Source organism: Ruegeria sp. BC5, assembly GCF_056539205.1.
Genome location: NZ_JBQFUN010000004.1, coordinates 50,165 through 74,001 on the forward strand (window position 1 = coordinate 50,165; position 23,837 = coordinate 74,001).

At 58.8% G+C, this 23,837-nt stretch carries 32 protein-coding genes; 18 read left to right on the forward strand and 14 right to left on the reverse strand.

Features of this window, described 5'->3' with window-relative positions; all coding sequences use genetic code 11:
* Positions 1-9 precede the first annotated feature (9 nt).
* The 3 genes from ACR0LY_RS11705 to ACR0LY_RS11715 all read right to left on the reverse strand — a co-directional run bounded on the left by ACR0LY_RS11705 (position 10) and on the right by ACR0LY_RS11715 (position 5,261).
* Positions 10-3,465: a chromosome segregation SMC family protein gene (locus ACR0LY_RS11705; protein ID WP_170350344.1), complete on the reverse strand. Its 3,456-nt coding sequence runs from the start codon at positions 3,463-3,465 to the stop codon at positions 10-12.
* 140 nt (positions 3,466-3,605) lie between these two features.
* Positions 3,606-4,016: a hypothetical protein gene (locus ACR0LY_RS11710; protein WP_170350343.1), complete on the reverse strand. Its 411-nt coding sequence runs from the start codon at positions 4,014-4,016 to the stop codon at positions 3,606-3,608.
* Between the two features lie 45 nt (positions 4,017-4,061).
* A complete protein-coding gene (locus ACR0LY_RS11715) occupies positions 4,062-5,261 on the reverse strand; it encodes an aminotransferase-like domain-containing protein (protein WP_170350342.1) in 1,200 nt (399 codons plus the stop codon).
* 150 nt (positions 5,262-5,411) lie between these two features.
* On the opposite strand from ACR0LY_RS11715, the gene ACR0LY_RS11720 reads away from it, so the two are divergent.
* A complete protein-coding gene (locus ACR0LY_RS11720) occupies positions 5,412-6,182 on the forward strand; it encodes a FadR/GntR family transcriptional regulator (RefSeq protein ID WP_170350341.1) in 771 nt (256 codons plus the stop codon).
* A 261-nt stretch (positions 6,183-6,443) separates the two neighbouring features.
* Positions 6,444-7,049, forward strand: a complete 606-nt coding sequence (locus ACR0LY_RS11725) for a hypothetical protein (RefSeq protein WP_170350340.1) — start codon at positions 6,444-6,446, stop codon at positions 7,047-7,049.
* 69 nt (positions 7,050-7,118) lie between these two features.
* On the opposite strand, the gene ACR0LY_RS11730 is transcribed toward ACR0LY_RS11725, so the two are convergent.
* From ACR0LY_RS11730 to ACR0LY_RS11750, 5 genes are all read right to left on the reverse strand, one after another.
* Positions 7,119-7,679, reverse strand: a complete 561-nt coding sequence (locus tag ACR0LY_RS11730) for a F0F1 ATP synthase subunit B (RefSeq protein WP_170350339.1) — start codon at positions 7,677-7,679, stop codon at positions 7,119-7,121.
* A 5-nt stretch (positions 7,680-7,684) separates the two neighbouring features.
* Positions 7,685-8,236: a F0F1 ATP synthase subunit B' gene (locus tag ACR0LY_RS11735; RefSeq protein ID WP_170350338.1), complete on the reverse strand. Its 552-nt coding sequence runs from the start codon at positions 8,234-8,236 to the stop codon at positions 7,685-7,687.
* A gap of 86 nt (positions 8,237-8,322) precedes the next feature.
* On the reverse strand, positions 8,323-8,547 hold the full coding sequence (locus ACR0LY_RS11740; protein ID WP_005981269.1) for a F0F1 ATP synthase subunit C: 225 nt from the start codon (positions 8,545-8,547) through the stop codon (positions 8,323-8,325).
* 48 nt (positions 8,548-8,595) lie between these two features.
* The gene (locus ACR0LY_RS11745; RefSeq protein ID WP_170350337.1) at positions 8,596-9,354 is read right to left on the reverse strand and encodes a F0F1 ATP synthase subunit A; all 759 of its coding nucleotides are present in this window, start codon (positions 9,352-9,354) and stop codon (positions 8,596-8,598) included.
* A 2-nt stretch (positions 9,355-9,356) separates the two neighbouring features.
* The gene (locus ACR0LY_RS11750) at positions 9,357-9,689 is read right to left on the reverse strand and encodes an AtpZ/AtpI family protein (RefSeq protein WP_170350336.1); all 333 of its coding nucleotides are present in this window, start codon (positions 9,687-9,689) and stop codon (positions 9,357-9,359) included.
* 231 nt (positions 9,690-9,920) lie between these two features.
* Here ACR0LY_RS11750 and ACR0LY_RS11755 point away from each other — a divergent pair, with 231 nt between their 5' ends.
* Positions 9,921-10,256: an ArsR/SmtB family transcription factor gene (locus ACR0LY_RS11755; RefSeq protein WP_170350335.1), complete on the forward strand. Its 336-nt coding sequence runs from the start codon at positions 9,921-9,923 to the stop codon at positions 10,254-10,256.
* Between the two features lie 2 nt (positions 10,257-10,258).
* Here the strand turns inward: ACR0LY_RS11755 and ACR0LY_RS11760 are convergent, their stop codons facing one another.
* From ACR0LY_RS11760 to ACR0LY_RS11775, 4 genes are all read right to left on the reverse strand, one after another.
* A complete protein-coding gene (locus ACR0LY_RS11760) occupies positions 10,259-10,672 on the reverse strand; it encodes a universal stress protein (RefSeq protein ID WP_170350334.1) in 414 nt (137 codons plus the stop codon).
* An 88-nt stretch (positions 10,673-10,760) separates the two neighbouring features.
* Entirely contained in the window at positions 10,761-11,042 is a 282-nt protein-coding gene (locus ACR0LY_RS11765; protein WP_170350333.1) for a hypothetical protein, read from the reverse strand.
* 61 nt (positions 11,043-11,103) lie between these two features.
* Positions 11,104-12,018, reverse strand: coding sequence for a DMT family transporter (locus ACR0LY_RS11770; protein ID WP_368040142.1), 915 nt, complete (start codon positions 12,016-12,018; stop codon positions 11,104-11,106).
* The gene (locus ACR0LY_RS11775) at positions 12,015-12,893 is read right to left on the reverse strand and encodes a LysR family transcriptional regulator (protein ID WP_170350332.1); all 879 of its coding nucleotides are present in this window, start codon (positions 12,891-12,893) and stop codon (positions 12,015-12,017) included. Before ACR0LY_RS11775 ends, ACR0LY_RS11770 begins: the two co-directional genes overlap by 4 nt.
* 117 nt (positions 12,894-13,010) lie before the next feature.
* Here ACR0LY_RS11775 and ACR0LY_RS11780 point away from each other — a divergent pair, with 117 nt between their 5' ends.
* Together ACR0LY_RS11780 and ACR0LY_RS11785 are read left to right on the forward strand one after the other, a co-directional pair.
* The gene (locus ACR0LY_RS11780) at positions 13,011-13,592 is read left to right on the forward strand and encodes an FMN-dependent NADH-azoreductase (RefSeq protein WP_170350331.1); all 582 of its coding nucleotides are present in this window, start codon (positions 13,011-13,013) and stop codon (positions 13,590-13,592) included.
* A 73-nt stretch (positions 13,593-13,665) separates the two neighbouring features.
* A complete protein-coding gene (locus tag ACR0LY_RS11785; protein ID WP_170350330.1) occupies positions 13,666-14,406 on the forward strand; it encodes an aspartate/glutamate racemase family protein in 741 nt (246 codons plus the stop codon).
* Here ACR0LY_RS11785 and ACR0LY_RS11790 read toward each other — a convergent pair whose 3' ends face one another.
* Entirely contained in the window at positions 14,407-14,937 is a 531-nt protein-coding gene (locus tag ACR0LY_RS11790) for a prolyl-tRNA synthetase associated domain-containing protein (protein ID WP_170350329.1), read from the reverse strand.
* A gap of 88 nt (positions 14,938-15,025) precedes the next feature.
* Here ACR0LY_RS11790 and ACR0LY_RS11795 point away from each other — a divergent pair, with 88 nt between their 5' ends.
* The 11 genes from ACR0LY_RS11795 (at position 15,026) to trmD (ending at position 22,027) form a co-directional block, all read left to right on the forward strand.
* Complete coding sequence (locus ACR0LY_RS11795) at positions 15,026-15,544, forward strand: hypothetical protein (protein ID WP_170350328.1); 519 nt, start codon at positions 15,026-15,028, stop codon at positions 15,542-15,544.
* 206 nt (positions 15,545-15,750) lie between these two features.
* Positions 15,751-17,256: a signal recognition particle protein gene (ffh, locus tag ACR0LY_RS11800; protein ID WP_170350327.1), complete on the forward strand. Its 1,506-nt coding sequence runs from the start codon at positions 15,751-15,753 to the stop codon at positions 17,254-17,256.
* On the forward strand, positions 17,253-17,810 hold the full coding sequence (locus tag ACR0LY_RS11805) for a GNAT family N-acetyltransferase (protein WP_170350326.1): 558 nt from the start codon (positions 17,253-17,255) through the stop codon (positions 17,808-17,810). Before ffh ends, ACR0LY_RS11805 begins: the two co-directional genes overlap by 4 nt.
* Positions 17,807-18,358, forward strand: a complete 552-nt coding sequence (locus ACR0LY_RS11810) for a GNAT family N-acetyltransferase (protein ID WP_170350325.1) — start codon at positions 17,807-17,809, stop codon at positions 18,356-18,358. Before ACR0LY_RS11805 ends, ACR0LY_RS11810 begins: the two co-directional genes overlap by 4 nt.
* 34 nt (positions 18,359-18,392) lie before the next feature.
* Entirely contained in the window at positions 18,393-18,689 is a 297-nt protein-coding gene (locus ACR0LY_RS11815) for a chorismate mutase (RefSeq protein ID WP_170350324.1), read from the forward strand.
* 43 nt (positions 18,690-18,732) lie between these two features.
* The gene (gene rpsP, locus ACR0LY_RS11820) at positions 18,733-19,122 is read left to right on the forward strand and encodes a 30S ribosomal protein S16 (protein WP_170350323.1); all 390 of its coding nucleotides are present in this window, start codon (positions 18,733-18,735) and stop codon (positions 19,120-19,122) included.
* 12 nt (positions 19,123-19,134) lie between these two features.
* Entirely contained in the window at positions 19,135-19,770 is a 636-nt protein-coding gene (gene bluB, locus ACR0LY_RS11825; protein ID WP_170350322.1) for a 5,6-dimethylbenzimidazole synthase, read from the forward strand.
* A gap of 2 nt (positions 19,771-19,772) precedes the next feature.
* A complete protein-coding gene (locus ACR0LY_RS11830; protein WP_165590802.1) occupies positions 19,773-19,922 on the forward strand; it encodes a hypothetical protein in 150 nt (49 codons plus the stop codon).
* A complete protein-coding gene (gene rimM, locus ACR0LY_RS11835) occupies positions 19,915-20,418 on the forward strand; it encodes a ribosome maturation factor RimM (protein WP_170350321.1) in 504 nt (167 codons plus the stop codon). The genes ACR0LY_RS11830 and rimM overlap by 8 nt, the downstream gene beginning before the upstream one ends.
* Entirely contained in the window at positions 20,418-21,233 is an 816-nt protein-coding gene (locus ACR0LY_RS11840) for a hypothetical protein (RefSeq protein ID WP_170350320.1), read from the forward strand. Before rimM ends, ACR0LY_RS11840 begins: the two co-directional genes overlap by 1 nt.
* Positions 21,230-22,027: a tRNA (guanosine(37)-N1)-methyltransferase TrmD gene (gene trmD / locus ACR0LY_RS11845; protein WP_170350319.1), complete on the forward strand. Its 798-nt coding sequence runs from the start codon at positions 21,230-21,232 to the stop codon at positions 22,025-22,027. Before ACR0LY_RS11840 ends, trmD begins: the two co-directional genes overlap by 4 nt.
* On the opposite strand, the gene ACR0LY_RS11850 is transcribed toward trmD, so the two are convergent.
* Complete coding sequence (locus tag ACR0LY_RS11850; protein ID WP_170350318.1) at positions 22,024-22,824, reverse strand: glycoside hydrolase family 25 protein; 801 nt, start codon at positions 22,822-22,824, stop codon at positions 22,024-22,026. The two genes, trmD and ACR0LY_RS11850, sit on opposite strands and share 4 nt — an antisense overlap.
* A 380-nt stretch (positions 22,825-23,204) precedes the next feature.
* Here ACR0LY_RS11850 and rplS point away from each other — a divergent pair, with 380 nt between their 5' ends.
* Together rplS and rpmE are read left to right on the forward strand one after the other, a co-directional pair.
* A complete protein-coding gene (rplS, locus tag ACR0LY_RS11855; RefSeq protein WP_170350317.1) occupies positions 23,205-23,588 on the forward strand; it encodes a 50S ribosomal protein L19 in 384 nt (127 codons plus the stop codon).
* A gap of 11 nt (positions 23,589-23,599) precedes the next feature.
* Positions 23,600-23,821: a 50S ribosomal protein L31 gene (gene rpmE, locus ACR0LY_RS11860; protein ID WP_170350316.1), complete on the forward strand. Its 222-nt coding sequence runs from the start codon at positions 23,600-23,602 to the stop codon at positions 23,819-23,821.
* Positions 23,822-23,837 lie beyond the last annotated feature (16 nt).

The following is a 23,837-nucleotide window of genomic DNA, read 5'->3' on the forward strand; positions in this document are numbered from 1 at the left end:
AGTGATGGGTCAAGCGACCATCTGCTCGGCCTTTTTCAGATCGACCGAGACAAGCTGGCTGACGCCCTGTTCCTGCATGGTCACGCCGAACAGACGATCCATCCGCGCCATCGTCACCGCGTGGTGAGTGATGATCAGGAAACGTGTATCGGTCTGGCGGCACATCTCATCCAGCAGGTCGCAGAACCGGGTGACGTTGGCATCGTCAAGCGGCGCGTCGACCTCGTCCAACACACAAATCGGGGCCGGATTGGCGAGGAAGACGCCAAAAATCAAGGCCGTCGCCGTCAGGGTCTGTTCGCCACCCGACAACAGGCTGAGCGTCGACAATTTCTTGCCCGGCGGCTGGCACATGATCTCAAGCCCGGCATCCAGCGGATCGTCGCTTTCGACCATAACCAAATTGGCCTCGCCACCGCCGAAGAGGTGCTTGAACAGCATGGCAAAGTTTGAGTTCACCTGTTCAAACGCGGTCAACAGACGTTCGCGGCCTTCGCGGTTGAGGCTGGCGATACCAGAGCGCAGGGCTTTGATTGCCTCTTCCAAATCCGCCTTTTCGCTGTTCAGTGTGTCAAACTCTTCCTGAACTTCTTTGGCATCTTCTTCAGCGCGCAGGTTCACCGCACCCATCGCATCGCGCTGGCGCTTGTGACGGTTCACTTCGGCCTCAAGCGCGTCGGCGGCAGGCATCTGATCGGGGTTCACGTCCAACTGATTCAGCAACTGGTTCGGGGTCAGCTGCTGATCTTCAGCAATCCGTTCTGCCGTTGCAGTCACGCTTTCCTTGGCGGCATCACAACGTGCTTCTGCCGCCGCGCGGGATTCGCGTGCTTCCGAAGCCTGACGTTCCGCATCCCGTTCGGCCAGCACCACTTCGCGCTGCTGGGTTTCGGCTTCGGCCAACTTATCGGCGGCGTCGGCGCGACGAGCCTCGGCCGTTTCAATCAGCTCGTTCAGCTCCTCGCGGGCTTCGGCGATCTCGCTGGGCGCTGCCATCGCTTCGGACAGCTCTTCTTCCGAACTTTCCTTGCGTTCGGCCAGCTCTGATATCCGTTTTTCCGCCGTTTCCAGACGATGCTTCCACCCGCTGAGGTCTTTTGTAACCTCTTGCGAACGTCGCGTGCGGGCCTCGCCCTCGCGGCGCAATTCATCATGGGACGAGCGATGGGTCAGCATAGTGATCCGCGCAGCCTCGACCGTCTGTTTGATATCTTCGACCTGCGCGCGGGCGGTGTCGAGATCGCCCAGACCGGTCAACGCCCCCTCGGCCTCGCGCAGCTGCGCGCGGGCGGACATGGCGTCCTCTTTGTGGCGATCCACGGCCAGCGACAGTGTCTCAAGCTTGCCTTGCGCCAGATTGCGGTCAGCTTCGGCGCGGCTGAGCGCGCGAGCGGTTTCGGCCATACGCTGATCGGCGGCGCGGCGGGCATCGCGGGCGCGGCGGTCCGCTTCGGTGACATCAGCCAGTTGCTGCGACAACGCCTCATGCGCGGCGCGGGCACCTTCGGCCTGTGCCTCGGTGCGGGTCAGCTCCTGTTTCAGCGCCTCCAGCTTATTGAGCTGCTCCAGCCGCAGGGCAGCGGCGCTTGGTGCATCCTCAGCCCAGGCGCGGAACCCGTCCCACCGCCACAAATCGCCGGACCGGGACACCAGACGCTGCCCCGGCTTCAGCGAAGCCTGCAAACGCGCACCCTGATCCGCATCAACCAGACCAATCTGCGCGATCCGACGGCTCAGGCGATCCGGGCCAGACACATGCAGCGCCAGCGGTTCAACCCCATCCGGCAATGGCTGATCAGCATCATAGCCCGCTACCTGTACCCAACCCGATGGACCGTCGCCTTCGACCAGTGGGGCACGCAGATCATCGGCCAGTGCAGCTCCGAGTGCCTTTTCGTAACCGGGTTCGACGCGTAGCAGGTCAAGTACCTGACCGCCTTCGGCTGTGTCGCGTTCCACCAGCTTTGCCAGCGCTGAGGTTTCGGCACGGATCGCGCCCAGTTCGCCCTCGGCCTCAGACCGTTGTGCGCGGGCCTCAGCCTCACGCGCTTGCGTATCATTGCGCAGCTCATCCGCTGCGGCGAGCGCTTCCTCGGCGGCCTCAGCCGCCTCGCGGGCTTCTTCCTCGCCCTCTTGCGCAGTCTCAAACGCGTCGCTTGCGTTGGTCAAAGCTTCGCGCGCCTCATCCACGGCGCTGCGGGCCTTTTCCTCTTCGGCCTCGGATCGAGTCAACGTCTTGCGGCTGTCTTCAACCAGACGCTGCGCCGATTGGTGGCGGGCGACCAAGCGCGCCATATCCTCGGTTTCCTGCGACAGATGATCTTCACGGTCCTGCAACACTGACGCCGCCTCACGCGCGATTTCGGCAGCCTCGGCCACCTTATCCTCGTGCCCTTCGGCGGCCTTGGCCAATTCGCGCGCTTCCCATTCCAGACGTTCGATCATCTGGCCGGCATCGCGATTCAGGCCGGTTTCGCGTTCTATATCGTTGCCCAATTGCTGAATACGGTTGGTCAGCGTCTCAATGGTCTGGCGGGCGCGGGTTTCCTGATCCGACAGGGCATCACGTTGTACTTGCTGGCGTTGCAGGACGGCGGCGGCGATGGCTTCTTCTTCGCGCAGAGGTGGCAGGGTCTCTTCGATTTCGGCACGTTTGGTGGCGGCCGCGCGGGCTTCGGCCTCGGCCCGCGACGCCTCGGTGATCCGTTCGCGCAGCTTTTCTTCGGCCTGCTGGCGGGCCATGTCTGCCTCTTTCCAGCGACGATAGAGCAACATGCCTTCGGCCTGGCGCAGTTGCTCGCCAATCTCACGATAGCGCGCGGCCTGACGGGCCTGGCGCGCCAGTTGCGCAAGCTGGCCGCCCAGTTGTTCAAGCACATCGTCGACGCGGGTCAGATTGGATTCAGTGCCCTTCAACTTCAATTCGGCTTCGTGCCGACGTTGATAAAGACCCGAGATACCTGCGGCCTCTTCCAGAATGCGGCGGCGGGCGCGGGGTTTGGCGTTGATAAGTTCGGCAATGCGGTTCTGCCCAACAAGCGCAGGTGAATGCGCACCTGTCGAAGCATCGGCAAACAGCATCTGAACATCTCTCGCCCGCACGTCCTTGCCATTGGTCTTATAGGCGCTGCCTACGTCCCGGGTGATGCGACGCACGATCTCAAGCTGATCCGCGTCGTTGAACCCTGACGGTGCCAGCCTTTCCGAGTTGTCCATGGTCAGGACAACTTCGGCAAAGTTACGGGCTGGGCGCGTCGCGGCGCCTGCAAAAATCACATCCTCCATAGCGCCGCCACGCATGGATTTGGGGCGGTTTTCCCCCATCACCCAACGCAGAGCTTCCAGAAGGTTGGACTTGCCGCATCCATTCGGGCCCACCACACCGGTCAACCCATCCGCAATGATCAGATCGGTCGGATCAACAAAGCTTTTGAAGCCGGTAAGTTTGAGTTTGCTAAAGCGCAAAGGCAATGAGTCCTGTGATTCCTATGTGAAGGAAGTCTGCGCAACGGATGGGGGCTGAGTCAACGAAGTTGCGCAGGATATGGGATATCACCCCGACTTATCCACAATATCTTGCCGAAATGCGCAGGAATACGCGTATCTCAGTACGGCGTACACTCGAACACCTGAAAGCCGTACTCCTTCCCAATATCCTCATAAACACCATAATCGACGCATTCGTAATTCGGTGTCGAGATGGCGGTCAACAACAGACGTTCCCCCGCCTCGTGGTCACAGCCCAGCACACCAACGGTCACCGCGGCGTCGCCCAGTACATCCAGGATTGGACAGCCCGAAACCTGCGCCATGGCCAGCCCCGCCCGATCTTTGATCGGCCCCAGACGCGGGGCGTATTGGGTGTTGATCCGCACGGCCTCGGCCAGATCCCCGCGCACGCGTACGTCAAAGACACTGCCGTTCACGGCGATGCGGGTTGCAGGGATATCCCGGAAATAGGGGGTGCCGGCCGAACAGGCGGCCAGCACCGATAGGAGGAACAGAAACCGGAACATACGGCCAGCATTGCCGCAATATGGTTAACAGAACCTTTCCTGCATTTAGGTTCGCAGGACGTCGCCCAACCGGCGGATACCCTCGCGGATTTTTGCCTCATCCGAATTCGAAAAGCTCAAACGGATAGTATTGGCCCCGGTTTCGTCCGGAAAGAACGCCTGGCCGGGAACAAAAGCCACCTTCACCGTCTCAATCGCCTTGGCCAGCAAATCAGCCCCGCTCAGCCCCTTGGGCAAGGTCACCCAAATGAACATGCCGCCCTCGGGCTTGGTCCAGTCCACTCCAGCGGGCATATGTTCGCGCAATGCGCTGAGCATCGCATCGCGTCGTGCGCCGTAAACGCGGCGCAACATGGGGATATGCGTATCAAAGCAGGCACGCGCCACTTCGTTGATAGCCATTTGGTTGATCGTCGCGGAATGCAAGTCAGCCGCCTGTTTCATCAACACCAGCTGCGAGATCACCGGCTTGGCCGCCACGACCCATCCCACCCGCAGACCCGGAGACAAAGTTTTCGAGAAGCTGCCACAATAAATCGTCCTGCAGTTTTCGATCGACCCTTTGCGCGCCAATTCCAACGCCAGAACTGGCGGAATTGCTTCCCCATCATAGCGCAGGGCCTGATAGGCGCCGTCTTCGATCACAGCGCAGTTCAATTCGTCCGCCAGATCGAGCAGGGTTTCGCGGCCGCGCAGGTCTACAGTTTCTCCGGTCGGGTTGGCAAAGTCAGGCGACAGATACGCAAATTTAACAGCCCCCTCACCCGCTGCGGCAGCGTATTCAGCCGCCCTGCGGTTGCCGTTGATGCCAAGCCGGTCAAAGCGCGGTTCATAAGCATTGAACGCGGCCAACGCCCCCAGATAGGTGGGCCATCCGACCAGTGCTGTATCACCCGGCGACAGATACAACTTGCCCAAGTAGTCCAGTGCCTGCTGCGAACCCGACGTGATCAGGATGTTATCAAGCCCGCAGTCGATCCCGATCTGGCGCATATGATCGACCAGCCATTCACGCAACGGGGCATAGCCCTCGCTGACGGAATATTGCAGCGCCTGATCTTTTAGTTCAGTGCCCAGTGCATTCTGGAACGCAGCGGCAAAACCCTCTGCTGGAAACAACGCCGGATCCGGAATTCCTCCCGCGAAGGAAATAATGCCCGGCTGGTCCAACAGCTTGAGCAATTCGCGTATCTCGGACGCCTTCATCCGCTTTGTTCGCGTGGCAAACAGGTCTTTGGTCGACATTGGTCTCCTCCCCTACCTCGCAGGGCAGACTAAGCGCGAATTACTTAATGTCAATCATTCTGACCTAATTTTCCGAACCAACATTCACCTGTTCTTGAACCGGTCAATATTACGTGGTCATATGATTTGACCAATTTCGGAAAAGCCGACATGCCCTTTCAAAAAGTCCAGACTGAAAAGCTGTCCATCGCAGTGGTGAAACAGATCGAATTGCTGATCCTGCGTGGCATCCTGCGCCCAGGCGAGCGGCTTCCGGCGGAACGCGAGTTGGCAGAGCGGCTGGGCGTATCGCGCCCCTCGTTGCGCGAAGCGATCTCGGAATTGCAGGATCAGGGGTTGCTGACCGCCAAGGCCGGGTCCGGTATCTATGTGGCCGAGGTTCTGGGCTCTGCCTTTTCCCCGGCGCTGGTTCGGCTGTTCAGCAGCCACGAAGAAGCAGTGTTCGACTATCTGTCTTTCCGCCGCGATCTAGAAGGGTTGGCGGCCGAGCGTGCCGCACGGCTGGGATCAGACAGCGATTTGAAAGTGGTTCAGGCGATTTTCGACAAGATGCAGGCTGCGCATGCGCGCAACGCCCCTCAGGACGAGGCACAATTGGATGCGCAATTCCACATGGCCATCATCGAGGCCAGCCACAACGTAGTTATGCTGCATATGATGCGGTCGATGTACGACCTGCTGCAACAGGGCGTATTCTACAATCGTCAGATGATGTTTCAGCAGCGCACAACGCGTGGTGCCATTCTGGACCAGCACAGCGCGATCAACACAGCCCTGCAGGCACGCGACCCCGATGCAGCCCGCGATGCAGTCCAGCAGCATCTGAACTATGTCCAGAGCTGTATGGAAGATCACCAGAAAGCCCTGCGAAACGAAGCCATCGCACAGCAACGGCTGCAGCATGAGACCGGTCAAACCTGAAGAGGCGCGCGAGGTATCAGTGCAGCGCCCAACTGTCGCAACTCAAATCCGAACACAAAAAGTTCATAATTTATTATGCAATTTCTGCTGGTTATCTGCTGGATATTGACCCGCAGCTAAACCAATTAAACAGGCAAGTCGCGAACCTTAACCGTCGCTGAAACCCTGGTGCCTGACATGATCCTTTTCAAACCCGGGCAACGCCCAAAAACGAACCCCTGCTTGATCGTTGCCAGCAACGGTCGATCCGGTAGCACGCTCATGTTTGATACTTTGTGGAAGGCGCAAAAGCAGCGGCGTGTGTGGCCCAAGCCCAAAGCGACCTTTAAAATGGAGCTGGCACAGGCCGAATTGCATCAGGGAAACCTTGTCAAAACACATGATTTTCCCGGCGTGCTGAGAGGTCGTGACAACGTCAAGGTCTTGTTCTGCCATGGCCCGACAAAAGACTCGGCGCTTTCGGTCTATTCCGTGCTTGGTCGCTATGGTCGCGACTGGATCCGTCAGCATTTCGCACATCTTCACGCCAAAGGAACTTTTGAGGATCTATTCAAATATGACGTTCTCAACCAAGCAGAGCAGATGAGGCAATGGGCCACGTTCGAAAACGTACCTGTCCTGTGCCTGAACTATGATGCCATCTGGCGCAGACAGAGCGAAGTTGCCGATTTTCTGGAGTTGAACTTTTCCCTGCCCGAAAGAATAGAACGCGCAAAGAAATCCATACCCGATGAGATTCTAGATCAAGCGTCGGCGGTTTACGATCCCATCGACGCTGTACTGAGCGAACTACCGGAACTGTTTGTCGCCTCAGCCAAATATGCGGACATTCTGAACCGGCTGCCAAGTCAACGCTCAGCGGCTTGATCTTCGCATCGTAAGAAAGAAAAAACCCGGCTCTGAGGCCGGGTTTTTCAATTTCATCATGTGAAGATCTTAGTGCAGCTTTTCGCCCACATCGGCAATTGCAGCGTCGATCAGCTTGTTCGCCTGCGTCGCCGTCATCTGCTTGGCCAGAACCGCATTTGCCGCCGAAACAGCAACAGTAATCGCCTGATCACGCACCTCTTTAACTGCCGAAGCCTCGGCCGATGCGATCTGATCCTGTGCAGCGGCCAGACGGCGCGCAATGGACTTTTCCAGATCGGCCTTGGCCTGTTCGGCCGCCAGCGCGGCGTCGTCTTTTGCAGCCGCCACAATCGCGTCTGCCTGCGTTTGAACTTCGCGTTGCTTGCGCTCGTACGAGGCCAACAGGGTGCGGGCTTCTTCGTGCAGGGCACGGGCTTCATCCAACTCGGACTTGATGCCCTCGGCGCGGTTGTCCAGCGCGCCACCGATCATACCCGGCACCTTGAAATAGAACAGGACCGCGATGAAGACGATAAAGCCCAACAGGACCACAAAGTCGGTGTTGCCAAGCGAGAAGAACGGGCCGCTTGCGGCCAGAGCGGGGCTGGCAGCGCCAAAGGTCAGGATAAGGGCAAGAGTGTTCCGCATGTCGCTTATCCTTTCATCTGCGCGTCAACAGCACCGTCAATGGCTTTGGCATCCGCCTCACCGCCCAGTGCAGTAACCAGTTCAGCCGCCGTGTCCTTGGCAACCACTTGAATGCTTTCCAGCGCACCTGCACGGATATCGGCGATCGCCTTTTCCGATTCAGCCGCCTTTGCAGCGATTTCCGCGTCCGCCTTGGCGATCGCGTCATCCAGGCCAGCCTGAATTTCGGCGCGTGCTTCGGCAGCGATACGTTGCGCCTCAGAACGGGCATCGGCCAACGCTTTGTTATAGGCTTCTTCGGCCTCGACCGCTTTGGCCTTCAGATCTTCGGCCGCAGCCAGGTCATTTGTAATGGTCCCCTGACGTTCAGCCAGGATTGCCGCGATGCGCGGCAAGGCCACGCGGGACAGGACCAGAAAGATGACGACCAGCGTGATGACCAGCCAGAAAATCTGGTTGGGGAACCAATCAAAGCAGAGCTGCGGCATCCCGATGGCCGAGCCATGGGAGTCTACGCATTTGCCAACTACTTCTTCGGCAATAGGTTCAGTCGCCATGTTGTCCTCCGTCGGAACGTTGTCTTTACAACAGGCGGGCCGCTATGGCTTGGGCCCACCTGCGCGTAAGGATCAGGTTCCGCAGATTATACGGCGAACATCAGCAGCAGCGAGACCAGGAATGCGAAGATCCCCAGGGCTTCTGCGAATGCGATACCGATGAACAGGGTTGCGGTCTGCGAAGCAGCCGCCGAAGGGTTGCGCAGGGCGCCGGCCAGGAAGTTGCCTGCAACGTTGCCCACCCCGATTGCGGCTGCGCCGGAACCGATTGCTGCCAGGCCTGCGCCGATGTGTGCGAGATCGCCTTCCATGATGTTTCTCCTTACGAATTGGAAGTTTCGATGTTGGGGTATCAGACCTTAGTGCGACGGATGCAGCGCATCTTTCAGATAGACACAGGTCAGAATGGTGAAAACGTAGGCCTGGATAAAGGACACAAGGACCTCGAGGCCATACATTGCGGTGATCGCCAGAACAGACACGGGCGAGATCACGGCGATCGCGGCAAAGCCTGCGAACACCTTGATAACCGCGTGGCCCGCCATGACGTTACCGGCAAGACGAATGGAGTGGCTGACAGGGCGTACGAAGTACGAAATCAGCTCGATGATCGCCAGAACCGGACGCAGGGCCAGCGGTGCGCTGGAGACCCAGAACAGACCCAGAAACGCGGCACCGTTCTTGACGAAACCCAGAACAGTCACGGTCAGGAACACGGCCAACGCCAGCGGGATGGTCACGGCGAAATGCGATGTGGTGGTAAAGGACGTCGGGATCATGCCCAGGAAGTTTGCGCAGACGATGAACATGAACAGGGTCATGACATAGGGGAAGTACTTAACGCCTTCCTTGCCGCAGATGTCTTCCAACATCTTGTAGATGAAACCATAGGCCAGTTCAGCCACCGACTGCATCCGGGTCGGAACAATCGCGCGTTTCGAAGTGCTGAGAACCAGCAGAGCAAAGATCGCGGCAATCGCCAGGAACATCCACAGGGTCACGTTGGTGGGCGTGTACCATGCAATTGCACCGTCACCGAAAAGCGGTTTGACGATGAACTGATCCATCGGGTGGAAAACCAGGCTGCTGCCTTCTGCTGCGGTGGTCTCAGTTGCCACGTTCAGTCCCTCTCGTCCTTCTCGGCAGCCGTCGCTGCCGTTTGTTTCTCTTGAACCTCTTTGGCGCTGCGGAGCATAACTTTCACTCCGGCGACGAGGCCCAGCAATGTGAACAGCACCAGAAAGATCGGGATCGTCCCGAGCAGGCTGTCCAGCCCGTATCCGATGCCAAATCCGATCCCCAGACCGGATACCATTTCGATGACCATCCTCCAGGCAAGCTCGCCCCCGGACACGTCAGCATCTGCACGAGGCTTTGGCTGCTTCGCCTTTTTCGCCGCCTCGATCTTCGCCTCCAGCTGCGCCATACGCTGCTTTTGGTCATCATCGGTCACGGGCGTTTCCCTCGCACAGTCTTGGGTAGGGTGCTAAGGGGCAAGGCGCACAGAGTCAACGGCGTTGAGCAACCGAATTGCCGCAGTTTAAATAATTGATTTTAATAGTTTTTCACCCAACCTCAGCCGAGGCAAAACCTGCGCAAGCGCAGCGGCTTCAACCAAAACCCCTGAATCCGCATATTCAACCAAATGGTTGACCAAACTCGAAGGCTGTGGTTGAGCGAAGGCATGTCCAATGATCTCGACACCGTATTCGCAGCTCTCGCCGACCCCACGCGCCGCGCCATTCTGGCGATGCTGCTTGAGGATGATATGGCCGTGACCGATGTGGCAGAACCGTTCGAGATGTCGCTGGCCGCAATCTCGAAACATCTGGTGATCCTGACCAAGGCTGGATTGATCAGCCAGGAAAAACGCGGACGGGTGAAATGGTGCAAGCTGGAACCTGACGCCCTGCGCACAGCGTCGGTCTGGATGCAAGGCTTTGGACAGTTCGAGCCCGTCAATCTGGACGCGTTCGAACGGTTTCTGGAAATTGAACTGCCTGCGGCTGACGATCCCTAGATTTAGCGCACGACGAAAACCGAAACCTTGGCGTGTTTGGCCAGGTACCCTGCATGGCTTGAAAAGATATAGTCCGTGATCCGCGGGGCGTGAGTTCCTACAACAATCAGGTCAGCACCAATTTCCTCGGCGGCGCGCATCAGGTCACCGTCAACCTCAGCTGCAACATCGACCGAGTGAATATTTCGGTATGCGACTTCTGTCCCGCCGCTCTTGGCCAGTTCATCGGCGAAACCCTGCAATTCTTCGTTGATTGCTGCGTCCGTCTGAACCGGGTCACCGGGTTGAGTTCCGGTCACACTGACTACGGTTATCTTCGCATCCTGCCACTTGGCAATTTCAGCAGCGACATCGGCGGCTTTGCGAACCTCGGGGGGAAGATGCAAGTCAACCGGGAACATAATGTGAGTATACATGACGAATTCCTCCTTGGTCCCAAGCATAAGGTTATTCGCATGTATCGACATTGATCTGCCTCAACGGGCGTCTGAACCCTGACGGCCACTAACCTTCTTGGCTGTATTGCACACCCGTGATGACACCGAACGGATCAGACATGCACAACCATGGTGCCTGCGCCCCTGCGACCGACAAGGTCGTAACCGATCCTGTCGGCTCGGACCGGGTGGAAATGGCGCTCACGTCCTTGGGGCCAACCCCCGTTTCGGCGGAAACAAGCGCTTCACAACTGCCCTGCAAATCCGTTTCTGAAACCGCATTGCCCGAGGACGTTTGCGTACAGGCCGACAGCCCCACCACCGTGATCAGATAAAGTGCTGGTCTCATTGGTTATTGCCCCTGTTTTGCCTGCGACCAACGCTCGCACAATCTGACGGGAATACAAGCGTCATTCGGGCACGGGCTTGGATGATGCGCGCGGCTGGCCCTCGGCCTTTAACAAGAGTACAAGCGCCACGACGGTGAGAATTGCACCCACAAACACCAGTAAGCCTGGGGGCTTCTGACCCAATGCAACCTCCCACAGGATCACCCAGCTGGGCGTCAGATAGGTGTAAGCCATCACTTTGGCCGAAGGCAGCCGCAGGGTTGCGAATTGCACCAGAACAAAGCTGGCCGCCGTGGCAAAGATCGAGACATAGAGCAGCCCGACCCAAACAATCAACGGCAGGTTGGCCCAGTTGGTCGCGCGGATCTCGGCCCAACCATACAACGTCAGCAACACGCAGCCCGCGACCAGAGTGCCAAAGGTGAACACCACCGCCGGCTCGCCTCGGTTCAGCTTGCGCACCATGGGCGTGTAGATCGCATGCGCCAAACAGCCCCAGAAATAGATGATCTCACCGCCACCGATCTCAAACGCCATAAAGGCCCGCCAGTCGGCCCGGAATATGACCCAAAGCGCGCCCACTGCCCCAACTGATAGGGCAAAAGCCATTCTTGGCGTGGTGACCTGCCGCAGCAACACCCACCCTGCAACCGCTGACATCACCGGCGTCAGCGTGAACACTGCCGCTGCGCTGACCGGGGGCGCGGTCTTCAATCCATGGAACATCAGCACGAAATAGCTGGCGAACAATCCGCCCAAGACCAGATAACGCCAGGGTGCCTGCGCCGCGCTTCGGGACAAACCGGTCGTCAGAAGCGCCGCAACGCCGATCACAACCGATGCGATCAGAAATCGAGCTGCCGTGATCGCTTCGGGCGCGATCTGGTTGGCGATCAGTGACCCCAGCGAAAAACTGCCCGCCACCAGAGCCGAAAAAACCAGCATGGCCAGATGGCCCTGGGCCTGAGGGCTCACGCCGACCAACCTTTGGATTGCTCTTTCAGATAGGTCAGGAAACTCTGAACCTTGGTGGTGCGGTGCAGGTCCACATGGGTCACAAGCCACAGATTCCCGAACCATTCGGGCAGCGGCTCTATCACCTCGATCAGACTGGGGTCGCGGCCCGCCTCCCAACGAGCCATGAAGCCGATCCCAGCCCCGGACATAACCGCCTCGCGGTTGCAGAAATTATTGGTACAGCGAAATATGATGTTTTCGGCCGGTACGGTCTTGCGCAACCAGCGCGAAAACGGAGCGCGGCTGTTTTCATCGTCGGCACCAACGAAGAAATGGTTTCTAAGGTCCTCGACACTCTTGGGCTGACCGTGACGCTCCACATATGCTGTACTGGCATAAAGCCCGACTTCCTGATCGATAAACGGCTGCACCACATTGTCCGGTTGATCAGGGGCCGAACCCGCCCGGATCGCCACATGCGCTTCGCCATATTCCAGACGGAACAGGCGATCACCTGTCAGGTAACGCACGATCAGGCCCGGGTGTAGGCGTTGGAATTCACTAAGTACTGGGACCACCAAAGGCGCCAATGAGGACAGCGAGGTCACGACCAACTCTCCTGAAACATCGTCCCCCCGCCCCTTCATTCGCCCGACCAGTTGGTTGAACTGATCCTCGGTCGCTTGTGCCACACGCAACAGATCATCCCCGGCTTCGGTCGGCGTGTAACCACGCGCATGGCGCTGGAACAGTTTGACACTCAGCCGTGCCTCGATCGCGTCGATATGGCGGATCACGGTGGCATGATGCACGCCCAAAACCTCGGCCGCGCCGCTGACGGTCCCCATACGGGCAACCTGATAAGCGGTTCTTACTTCGTCCCAATTGTCCACGGCATTACCTCAGATGTGCAAATTCCAACAGTCAGTGTTGATATATCCGAGTTTTGTTCATTCTCGCAATATCCATATTGGCCGCAGACGAAAATCCTATCAGAAGGACCAAGTGAAATGACCAAGACCATCCTGCATATCGACGCCTCGGCGCGCCGTGAAGGTTCAGCTACCCGCGATCTGTCCAACCGTATCGTCAACCATCTGGGTGCTGCACGCATTATCCGCCGCGATCTGGCCTCCCCCCTGCCCCTGCTGACCGAGGACTGGATCAGCGCCAACTTCACCCCCGCCGATCAGCGCAATGACGCGCAACGCAAACATCTGGCGCTGTCCGATGCCCTGGTGGGTGAGCTGCAACAGGCCGACACCATCGTCATCGGTCTGCCGATCTATAACTTTTCGGTGCCTGCCGCATTCAAAGCCTGGATTGATCTGGTTGCCCGCGTCGGCCTGACATTCTCGTATACTGAGAACGGCCCAGTGGGACTGCTGACAGACAAACGTGTGGTTCTGGCCATCGCATCGGGCGGCACTGCCGTTGGGTCCGAGATCGATTTTGCCACCAACTATGTGCGTCACGTTCTGGGCTTTATTGGCATCACCAATGTCGACGTGGTCGCCGCCGACAAAATGGCGCTGGACGCCGAGGCCGCACTGAACAATGCCCACAAGGCGGTAACTGAACTGGCGGCCTGATCGCCTCTGGTTTTTATACGCTGAAACGTCCAGTCTTCCTCCCGAACGGGAATTGGCAGACTGGGCGTTAGTTATGAAAAAGATCGGAATTCTGGGCGGAGTGGGCTGGGCCTCGACCGTGGATTATTACCGGGCGATTGCCCAGGGCGCGGGCCGGTATTTTGCTGACCTCGGTCACGGCTCGCCACTACCCATCCCGCCCATGACCATTGAATCCGTCACACAGGCCAAAACCCGCGCCCTGCGCGGTGTGGCAGGGGATGAGGCCAGCTGGGCCGAATTCGACGCCGTCTTCCGCGAGGCCCTTTTGACGTTGGAACGCGCAGGCTGCGATTTCGGTATCATCGCCTCGAACACGCCACACGCAAGGCTGCACGCGATCCGGCGAGGCGTGGCGATGCCAATTCTGAGCATTTTTGACGCAACCGCCGAAGCCACTGCCTCTGCCGGAGCATCAAGCGCGCTGGTTCTGGGGACGGCGGTAACCATGCAGGCGACTGACTATGCCGATCGGCTGGCCAAAGAGGGCATCACGGCCAACGACCGCCTGCCGGAACCCGAGATTGCCGAGATGCAGGCCATGATCGACAGCGAATTCTACGGCGGCGCGTCGGACACGGCCCGCACACGACTACTGACCTTTTGCAACAAACATGCCACCCCCGGCACCGCTATCCTCCTGGCCTGCACCGAGTTACCCCTGGCCTTTCCTGATCATCTGGACGATCCGGTTTTCAAGTCCGACGGACACCTGTTCATCAACCCGTCCGCAGCGCATGTCGAGGCGGCTTTGAAAGAGGCGCTGGAGGGTTGATCAGGGCAACCAGGTCACTTCACAGCCGATCCGGTCAAAGAACGCCATCAGATCGGCGCGCGTCATTACTACGGTACGGTCGTTCACCAGCGGGTGCATGTTGATCACGTCTGAATTCTGCGCCGCACTATCCATAAAGAACCGCACTTCGTTCTGAACCCCATTGATCATCGCCAGTGGGCTGACCGCGCCGGGCCGGATACCGAGGTTCTGCATCAGACGATCCGCCGAACCGAAGGACAGGTTCCCGACACCCAACTCCGCACCCAGGGCTTTAAGGTCAATCTCGCGGCTCTGTTCCAGCGTCACCAGATAGTTCCGCTTTTTCTTGTCACGCAGGTACAGGTTCTTGAGCCGCAGCGTATTTTCTCCGGGCACCAGAAACTGATCCTCAACCCCTTTCGCATCCTCGACCGTGCGCAGCGGGATATGGCTGTGCAACCGATAGGCCAGCCCCCAATCGCCCAACTGCGTCAGCAGCGCGTCAGAGCTGAGCGGCAATGTATCTTGAAAGGCAGATGATGCGTCCATGGGAACCTCCTATGTAACGCGCTCTTCGCGCAACATGGAACAAGATTCAAGGCACGACAGACCCGCGACACAGTGCTAGCGTGCCGCCATGAAAGTCACGCGCAATACACCGAACCAACTGATCCTGTCCGATACCCCATGGTTCATAGGCATCACACTCGTCTTATTTATTCTAATCTTTGTCGGCCTTGGTCTCTTCTTGATGACCGAGGGGGGCGAGGCCATCCTGTTCGGCCTGATATTCGCCCTCGGCGGCGGAGGGTTAGGATTTGGGGCCTTCTGCGCCTTTGTACGGCGCGTTCAGGTCATTCTGGACCGGGACAAAGACAGCATCGTGATCCGCAGGCATTCGGTTTTTGGCTATGATGCCGTCGAGCACATGCTGTCGAACCTGTCCCATGCCGAGATTGAAACAACGATTTCGCGCAGCAACAAGGGCTCATCTACGCTGTATCGCCCCGTACTCATACTGGACAAAGGCATGAGCGCGGGTCGGCACCCCATTGTTGAGGCCTATTCCAGTGGGCGCGGTGCGCATCGGCTGGTGGATGCCGTCAATGAATGGCTTCCGGCACGCAAGGTTGACTCTGCCAGCCAATCGGCCTAAATCGCGGCCAACATCCGGAAGCATCTGATCTTCCGGTCCCTTGAGTCGTTCAGGGATCGCCCCCCACCAGCGAGTTTCGCCCGTGGGGGCAATGCCATTTGGCATTACCCCCACGTCTAATTCAGTGGGAGGGGGCAATTGTGCATTTAACCGGTGTTTCTTATCTAAGAGGCGCCACGAGATAACCGGCTAAGGAGGCCGAAGGCATGTTTGAAAATCTATCCGAACGCCTTTCCGGCGTCTTTGACCGGCTGACCAAGCAGGGCGCTCTGTCCGAGGAAGACGTCAAGACCGCCCTACGTGAGGTTCGGGTTGCGCTGCTTGAGGCTGACGTCTCGCTGCCGGTTGCCCGTGAATTCGTCAAGAAGGTTCAAAGCCAGGCCACCGGTCAGGCGGTCACCAAGTCGATCACCCCAGGTCAGCAGGTCGTCAAGATCGTGCATGACGCGCTGGTTGATGTACTGCGCGGCGAGGAAGACCCCGGTGCGCTGAAGATCGACAACCCGCCTGCCCCGATCCTAATGGTCGGTCTGCAGGGTTCGGGTAAGACGACCACCACCGGTAAACTCGCCAAACGCCTGAAAGAGAAAGAGGGCAAGAAGGTCCTTATGGCCTCGCTGGACGTCTATCGCCCGGCGGCGATGGATCAGCTGGCCGTTCTGGGCACACAGGTCGGCGTCGATACCCTGCCGATCGTCCCTGGCCAAAAACCGGTCGACATTGCCAAGCGCGCCAAGCAACAGGCGACGCTGGGTGGCTATGACGTCTATATGCTCGACACCGCGGGCCGTCTGCATATCGACGAAGTCCTGATGGACGAGGTCGAGCAGGTGCGCAATGCGGTTGACCCACGCGAAACCCTGCTGGTGGTTGACGGCCTGACCGGTCAGGTCGCCGTTGAGGTGGCCGAAGAGTTCGACGCCAAGGTCGGCATCTCGGGCGTGGTGCTGACCCGTATGGACGGCGACGGACGTGGCGGCGCGGCGCTGTCGATGCGCGCGGTCACCGGCAAACCGATCCGCTTTGTCGGCCTGGGCGAGAAGATGGACGCCCTCGAAACCTTTGAGCCGGACCGGATCGCTGGTCGTATTCTGGGCATGGGCGACATCGTTGCTCTGGTCGAAAAGGCCCAGGAAACGATGGAGATGGAACAGACCGAGCGCATGATGAAGCGCATGGTCAAAGGTCAGTTCAACATGAACGACCTGAAAATGCAGCTGGAGCAGATGATCCAGATGGGTGGCATGCAGGGCATGATGGGCATGATGCCGGGCATGAACAAGATGGCCAAGCAGATGGATCAGGCCGGTCTGGACGACAAAATCCTGCGCCAGCAGATCGCCCTGATACAGTCGATGACCAAGCGCGAACGTGCCAACCCGCAACTGCTGCAGGCCAGCCGCAAGAAACGCATTGCAGCCGGTTCCGGTATGGAGGTCAGCGACCTCAACAAACTGCTCAAGATGCACCGGCAGATGTCGGACATGATGAAAAAGATGGGCAAGATGGGTAAAGGCAAGATGCTGAAACAAGCGATGAAGGGCATGTTCGGCAAAGGTGGCCCGTCGCCCGAAGAAATGGCCGCAGGCATGGACCCCAAGGCGCTGGAACAGGCGGCCAAGGCAATGGGCGGCAAAATGCCCGGCATGCCCGGTATGGGTGGCGGCATGGGTCTGCCTCCGGGTCTCAGCGGGTTCGGAAAGAAAAAGTGACCCCAGCACGCTGCACCCAGCCCCCGTCCGGCAAGGCGGCGATGGCAGCAGCGCAGTATCGCGCGGCCCTGCCGGTCCTTAAGACCCGGCGGCTGGTTCTGCGCGCACCCACTTTGGACGACCTGCCAGTGTGGACGTCGATCTGTAAAGAGAGCTTTGGCGACACCAATCAGGACGCCTGGACCGAGTTCTCCTACTATACCTCCGGCTGGCTGTTGCACGGACATGGTCTGTTCACCGTCACACTGAAAGAGGATGCTCAGGTCATTGGCTTTGTCATTCTGGGTCTCGAATGGGACGATCAGGAGCCCGAGCTTGGTTACCTGTTCCGCGCGGATCACAGACTGCAGGGTTACGCCACCGAGGCGTGCTCAGCTGTTCGCGATTTCGGTTTTGACCTGTTGGGATCTGGGCAATTCGTAAGCTATGTATCGGCTTCAAATGCCCGTTCGAATGCGTTGGCACAGCGCTTGGGTGCTTCGCGGGACGCAGTTGCCGAACGTGCATTTGATGCAGACCAGCATGTCTGGCGCTATGGCGAGGTGCCGGCATGAAACTTGCTCTGGCCATACCGACTCTGGAAACCGAACGTCTGATCCTGCGCGCACCATCTGAAACTGATCTGGACGCGGACGCCGCATTCTTTGCCAGCGATGCTGCGAAGTATGTCGGCGGACCTCTGCGTCGGGATGAAGTGTGGCGGATCATTGCCATGCATTTTGGCCATTGGGCTCTGCGTGGTTATGGATATTGGAGCGTCGACGAAAAAGACACTGGCAACTATGTCGGGCGGATCGGCCTTTGGTTCCCCGAAGGTTGGCCCGAGCCCGAGGTCGGTTGGACCCTGATGAATCATGCGACCGGAAAGGGCTATGCGACCGAGGCCGCTCTGGCCGCGCGCGCCCATGCCTATGACATATTGGGCTGGGACACGGCGATTTCACTGATCGACCCGGAAAACCACGCCAGCAAGGCCGTGGCCAAACGGCTGGGCGCTAAGCTCGACTATCACTACGAACACCCGAAATTCGGCGCGACCGAAATCTGGCGCCACCCTGCCCCCGCCGATCTGGTGAATGGCGGCATGGAGGCCTACGCATGACCCACATCGCTTTGCCCGCAAAGAGGAACGGCCAATGACCAACCCCGTGACACAGGCTGCCGCGCTGTTGAAAGAGCATCGCGAAAGCATCGACCGGCTGGACGCGATCCTTGTCTATACGCTGGGCGAGCGGTTCAAGCACACGCAGGCTGTTGGCAAGCTCAAGGCCGCACACGACCTTCCCCCGTCCGATCCTTCGCGCGAGGCTGCGCAGATCGCACGATTAGAAGACCTGGCGAAAGAGGCCGATCTAGACCCCGACTTCGCCAAGGCTTTCCTGAATTTCATCATTCAGGAAGTCATCCGACACCACAAGAAACACCAGAATTAACCGGAAACGATCCCGGTAAACGCCATCCAAAGGAGATACCACCATGGCAATGAAAATTCGTCTCGCCCGCGGCGGCTCGAAAAAACGTCCTTTCTACCGCATCGTGGCTGCTGACAGCCGCATGCCTCGCGACGGTCGTTTCATCGAGAAACTGGGCACCTACAACCCGCTGCTGCCGAAAGACAGCGAAGAGCGCGTGAAAATGAACATGGAGCGTATCCAGTACTGGCTGGATCAGGGCGCACAGCCCACCGACCGTATCGCGCGCATGCTGGAAGCCGCTGGCACCCGTGACAAAGCCGAGCGTAACAACCCCAACAAGGGGACCCCGGGCAAGAAAGCTCAGGAACGCGCGGAAGAGAAAGCTGCAAAGGCTGCTGAAGCTGCCGAAGCAGCTGCTGCACCGGCTGAAGAAGCAGCAGCAGAAGAATAAGCAGGCGAGCGCGTGCAGGATCAGACTTTCACTGACGATTTCCGCACGCAGTTCGATCTGTTAATGCGGCTCCGGCGCGATGTGCGCCGGTTCCGCACCGATGCGATAGACGAGGCAGTGCTGACGCGCTGCCTCGACGCGTTTCGCTTGGCCCCTTCGGTTGGGCTTAGCGAACCCTGGCGTGTGATCCGCGTCGAAAGCGAAGCCGCGCGTGCCGCGGCGCTTGAAAATTTCCAAACCGCCAACGCGCAGGCGTTGGACGGTTACTCCGGCGAAAAAGCGCAACTTTACAGCCAGTTGAAACTGTCCGGCATGCAGGAGGCCCCGGTACAATTGGCCGTGTTCTGCGATGATGCCACCGACAAGGGGCAGGGCCTGGGCGCAGGCACCATGCCCGAGATGCGGCGCTATTCTGTTGTGTCCGCCGTTACCCTGTTCTGGCTGGCCTTGCGGGCCGAAGGGCTCGGACTGGGTTGGGTGTCGATCCTGGACCCTGACCGGCTGGCCCGTGACTTGAACGTGTCGGACGACTGGCGGCTGATCGGCTATTTCTGCGTCGGGCAGCCGGAAGAGTTTTCCGACACCCCCGAATTGGAACGTGTTGGCTGGGAAAGCCGCCACGACACGCTGCCGATTGAGGTGTGCTAAGAATGTTCGGGCTTATTCGACTTCCCATCCTGCTGATGATCGCATTTATTGTGGGCGTGTTCTTTGAACGCTCGAACCAGCGCGAGGCCTGTGAGGCACGCGGCGATTGGCAGGACGGATTATGTGTGACGGTGGACAAGCCAAATGAGTGATCTGATCTGTGTCGGCAGCATTGCGGGCTCGTACGGGGTGCGCGGCGAAGTGCGCCTGAAAAGCTTTTGCGCGGTCCCCGAGGATATCGAGACCTATTCCCCACTGACGGACGAAAACGGCGGCGAGCGTTACCCCTTGGTTTTGACCCGCCCCATCAAGAACGGGTTCGCCGCCCGATTGGGCGGGATTGAAACCAAAGAACAAGCGGACGCGATCAATGGCCTGCGTCTGTATGCCCGTCGCGATCAGCTACCCTCGTTGCCCGACGACGAATTTTATCATACCGATCTGATCGGGCTTGAGGTTTATGATACAGGCGGCACTCTGCTGGGCCGGGTGAAATCGGTGCAAAACCACGGCGCAGCCGACTTGCTGGAACTGCACGGTCCGGGTCTGAAATCTACGGTCTTGCTGCCTTTTACGCGCGAGGCTGTTCCGACGGTTGATCTGGACAAGGGCCGCATTGTCGCTGATCCGCCCGAAGGGCTGATCTGATGCGGAGGGTTTTGTTGCATCTAGGGCTGCACAAAACCGGCACCACCGCGGCCCAGTCTTTCCTGTATGACAACCGCGAATTGATCTGGCCGCATTTCTCGCTGATCTTGCCCTATCGCACCCGAAACTCGGGCCTGTCCCGCGCGGCCACCACACATTCCATATATGGCACCGTGGGTACGTTGTCCGAATTCGGAACCCGGATGCGCGCCTTTCTCGAAACACTGGATTTCGGCACCAGACGCGGATTGATCGTCAGCGAAGAAAACTTTGCCGGATTACGCCCTAGCCGCAACATCGAACAGGGCTATGCAGCCGCACCGGAACTTGCCGCTTGTCTGGTGGACGCGGTCCGGCACCGCTTTGACCAGCAAGAGGTCGAAATCACGATCTACCTGTCCTTGCGCCAGCGCGGCGGCTGGCTGCGCAGCCTCTGGGCGCATGATCTGGAACGCATGCGTCAGGTCCATGACTTCGAAGCCTTCCGGGCAAGCATGGATCATCTGCCATCTTTGCAAGACACGGCAGACCAAATCCGCGAACGGCTGCCTTCAGTCACGGTGAAGACAGGTTGGCTTGAGGAATTGCAACTGCAACGCTTTGGTCCCGGCACCCCGTTCGCCGAATTTCTGAACCTGTCGCGCGACAAGACCAAACGTCTGGTGCCGCCTTCCCGGGTGAACAATCGCCTACCCGAGGACGTTCTGGCGGAATTGCTGGATTTGAATCGCTCGCGTCTGGACGAAGCCGCCTTGATTGCGCAAAAGACGGCGATAATTGAACGCGCAAAAGGCGCTCTGACCGGCACGACATGACAGACAAACCCAGTAAATCCCACGGTCGCAAGGCGATCCGGCCAACCCTGAAACCGCGCGAGCTGTTGACTCCTACGCCTGATCTGCATGGGGTGTGGAAGGCCAAGATCATCACTCTGTTTCCTTCAGCCTTTCCTGGGGTGCTGGGCGAAAGCCTGACCGGAAAGGCATTACAGGAAGGTTTGTGGCAGCTGGAAACCGTTGATCTGCGCCCGTTCGGCATCGGCAAACATCGCAACGTCGACGACACACCTGCGGGTGGTGGTGCAGGCATGGTGCTGCGTGCCGACGTTCTTGGAGAGGCGATCGAACACACGATGGCGGGTGTTCAGGGCAATTGGCCGCTGATCTATCTCAGCCCGCGTGGACGCCGGATGGATCAACGTATGATGCAAAACCTCGCGCGCTGCGACGGCATGACCCTGCTGTGTGGTCGCTTCGAGGGCGTCGATGAGCGGGTGCTGGAACATTATGGCGTCCAAGAGGTCAGCTTGGGCGACTTCGTTATGACCGGTGGTGAGATCGCAGCGCAAGCACTCATCGACGCCACGGTGCGATTGATCCCCGGCGTATTGGGCAATCAAGCCTCGGCCGAGGAAGAAAGCTTTTCGTCTGGTTTGCTGGAGCATCCGCAATACACGCGCCCCGCTGAATGGAAGGGCCGCCCGATCCCCGACATTCTGATGTCCGGCCACCACGGGCGCATTGCCGATTGGCGGCACGAAATGTCAGAACAGATCACCCGCGAACGGCGACCCGATCTGTGGGAGATCTACCGAAAGGAGCGGGACTAGCCCCCCGCCTTCCAGCGCGCCCAGCTTTCGGGGTGGCCGTTGAACGTGTTGATATCCACCTTGCCCTGCACGCCGGGCACCAGCCCGGTGCCGGTATATTGCCAGAACCGCCAGGACGATCTCGGATAAACCTGATGGGGGTGTCCGGCAACGGATCGCAGCCAGAATTCGGTCCCGCGCAGACGTCCTATTTCTGTATCCCCATGAAAATCCACCGTTGTATAGACGATCGGACGGCGTCCATAGTGACGTTCCAAGATATCTAGAAACCGCTTAGCCTCGGCCCGGACGGTGGCACCATCGGGGCGCAACCTGCAGGTTCTGGAATGCGGCGTCCACTCCATATCCAGCACATGCGGCAGGTCAGCCCCTTTTGGCACGTTCTTGATGAACCATCGGGCCTGTTCATGCGCTGGGCGGCAGAAATAATAATAATGATACGCCCCCCACGGCACGCCCGCAGCTTGCGCGCCACGGCGATGGTCTTCGAACAAGGGGTCGGCGACATCTCCACCTTCGGTCGCTTTGATGAACACAAAACTGACGCCTGATGCCTTGGCCTGATGCCAGTCGATCGGCCCCTGCCAGCGTGAGACATCCAGCCCATGCACCGGATAGTGGCCAGGATGCCGCCCATCCCAGTCATGCGGGTCGGCGTCGCCAAAGGCCGGGTAGATGACTGAAGGGGAAGTTGTACTTAGAAAAGCTTTGGCCTCGACCTTTTGAGGCGGAGGTGTGCTGCGACCACAGGACAGGGTCGCAAAGGCCATGACGGCCAGCATCAATGCAATGCGCATGATCGGTTCCTGTTTTTAAATTACTGCTCTTATAATTGCCCCCAGAATGCCTGATCCGCCTGATAACGCAACGGTGCAGTTTGCTTACGGCGAAAACCCACCACCCTTGCGTTGAAAATATGGTGTTTTTATCTTGATCCCTGATCGCAAACCCCGTAAAGCAGCGCAATCCGGTGCCGCGTAACGCGACTCCGGTGTTTTGGTTTGCATCATGGCGCATCGCTTAGCTTTCTTCAGCCACGGCGTGTCAGGGCAGGCCAGACCAAAGGAACATTCGATCTGACCTCTGGCGGGCTGTACGCAGGACCCGGTGAAGACCAAGAGCTCTCAGGCCGTGCTTAACTTCGTGGACCAACCACGAGCAGATAGGAGTAACTGCGATGGACTTGATCGCACAGCTTGAGGCGGAACAGATTGCCGCCCTGGGGAAAGACATCCCCGATTTCAAAGCCGGTGACACCATCCGTGTCGGCTTTAAAGTGACCGAAGGGTCGCGCACCCGTGTGCAGAACTACGAAGGCGTCTGCATCGCGCGCAAAGGTGGCGACGGCATCGCCGGATCGTTCACCGTCCGCAAAATCTCGTTTGGCGAAGGTGTGGAGCGTGTGTTCCCACTGCATTCGACCAACATCGACAGCATCACCGTTGTCCGCCGTGGCCGCGTCCGTCGCGCCAAACTGTACTATCTGCGCACCCGTCGCGGTAAATCCGCACGTATCGCAGAAGTCACAAACTACAAGCCCAAAGCTGGCGCCGAGGCGTAAGGAGCGGAAAGATGAAAAAAGACATCCATCCCGATTACCACTTCATCAACGTCAAAATGACCGATGGCACCGTGGTTCAGATGAAATCCACCTGGGGCAGCGAAGGCGACCAGCTGGCATTGGAAATCGACCCCTCCTCGCACCCCGCGTGGACCGGTGGCTCGTCGCGCCTGATGGACGCCGGCGGCCGCGTGTCGAAGTTCAAGAAGAAATACGAAGGTCTGGGCTTCTAATCCCACCCCGTTTCGA

What these genes read in the sequence shown, in the direction of transcription:
- ACR0LY_RS11810 (WP_170350325.1), top strand. Translation starts at nt 17,807, where the DNA reads ATGAAACTTGCTCTGGCCATACCGACTCTGGAAACCGAACGTCTGATC.
- rimM (WP_170350321.1), top strand. Translation starts at nt 19,915, where the DNA reads ATGAGTGATCTGATCTGTGTCGGCAGCATTGCGGGCTCGTACGGGGTG.
- ACR0LY_RS11765 (WP_170350333.1), bottom strand. Translation starts at nt 11,042, where the DNA reads ATGAGACCAGCACTTTATCTGATCACGGTGGTGGGGCTGTCGGCCTGT.
- ACR0LY_RS11780 (WP_170350331.1), top strand. Translation starts at nt 13,011, where the DNA reads ATGACCAAGACCATCCTGCATATCGACGCCTCGGCGCGCCGTGAAGGT.
- ACR0LY_RS11840 (WP_170350320.1), top strand. Translation starts at nt 20,418, where the DNA reads ATGCGGAGGGTTTTGTTGCATCTAGGGCTGCACAAAACCGGCACCACC.
- ACR0LY_RS11755 (WP_170350335.1), top strand. Translation starts at nt 9,921, where the DNA reads ATGTCCAATGATCTCGACACCGTATTCGCAGCTCTCGCCGACCCCACG.
- ACR0LY_RS11715 (WP_170350342.1), bottom strand. Translation starts at nt 5,261, where the DNA reads ATGTCGACCAAAGACCTGTTTGCCACGCGAACAAAGCGGATGAAGGCG.
- rpmE (WP_170350316.1), top strand. Translation starts at nt 23,600, where the DNA reads ATGAAAAAAGACATCCATCCCGATTACCACTTCATCAACGTCAAAATG.
- ACR0LY_RS11830 (WP_165590802.1), top strand. Translation starts at nt 19,773, where the DNA reads ATGTTCGGGCTTATTCGACTTCCCATCCTGCTGATGATCGCATTTATT.
- ACR0LY_RS11760 (WP_170350334.1), bottom strand. Translation starts at nt 10,672, where the DNA reads ATGTATACTCACATTATGTTCCCGGTTGACTTGCATCTTCCCCCCGAG.
- ACR0LY_RS11815 (WP_170350324.1), top strand. Translation starts at nt 18,393, where the DNA reads ATGACCAACCCCGTGACACAGGCTGCCGCGCTGTTGAAAGAGCATCGC.
- ACR0LY_RS11720 (WP_170350341.1), top strand. Translation starts at nt 5,412, where the DNA reads ATGCCCTTTCAAAAAGTCCAGACTGAAAAGCTGTCCATCGCAGTGGTG.
- trmD (WP_170350319.1), top strand. Translation starts at nt 21,230, where the DNA reads ATGACAGACAAACCCAGTAAATCCCACGGTCGCAAGGCGATCCGGCCA.
- rplS (WP_170350317.1), top strand. Translation starts at nt 23,205, where the DNA reads ATGGACTTGATCGCACAGCTTGAGGCGGAACAGATTGCCGCCCTGGGG.
- ffh (WP_170350327.1), top strand. Translation starts at nt 15,751, where the DNA reads ATGTTTGAAAATCTATCCGAACGCCTTTCCGGCGTCTTTGACCGGCTG.
- ACR0LY_RS11790 (WP_170350329.1), bottom strand. Translation starts at nt 14,937, where the DNA reads ATGGACGCATCATCTGCCTTTCAAGATACATTGCCGCTCAGCTCTGAC.
- ACR0LY_RS11710 (WP_170350343.1), bottom strand. Translation starts at nt 4,016, where the DNA reads ATGTTCCGGTTTCTGTTCCTCCTATCGGTGCTGGCCGCCTGTTCGGCC.
- ACR0LY_RS11795 (WP_170350328.1), top strand. Translation starts at nt 15,026, where the DNA reads ATGAAAGTCACGCGCAATACACCGAACCAACTGATCCTGTCCGATACC.
- ACR0LY_RS11735 (WP_170350338.1), bottom strand. Translation starts at nt 8,236, where the DNA reads ATGGCGACTGAACCTATTGCCGAAGAAGTAGTTGGCAAATGCGTAGAC.
- rpsP (WP_170350323.1), top strand. Translation starts at nt 18,733, where the DNA reads ATGGCAATGAAAATTCGTCTCGCCCGCGGCGGCTCGAAAAAACGTCCT.
- ACR0LY_RS11730 (WP_170350339.1), bottom strand. Translation starts at nt 7,679, where the DNA reads ATGCGGAACACTCTTGCCCTTATCCTGACCTTTGGCGCTGCCAGCCCC.
- ACR0LY_RS11850 (WP_170350318.1), bottom strand. Translation starts at nt 22,824, where the DNA reads ATGCGCATTGCATTGATGCTGGCCGTCATGGCCTTTGCGACCCTGTCC.
- ACR0LY_RS11785 (WP_170350330.1), top strand. Translation starts at nt 13,666, where the DNA reads ATGAAAAAGATCGGAATTCTGGGCGGAGTGGGCTGGGCCTCGACCGTG.
- ACR0LY_RS11725 (WP_170350340.1), top strand. Translation starts at nt 6,444, where the DNA reads ATGTTTGATACTTTGTGGAAGGCGCAAAAGCAGCGGCGTGTGTGGCCC.
- ACR0LY_RS11740 (WP_005981269.1), bottom strand. Translation starts at nt 8,547, where the DNA reads ATGGAAGGCGATCTCGCACACATCGGCGCAGGCCTGGCAGCAATCGGT.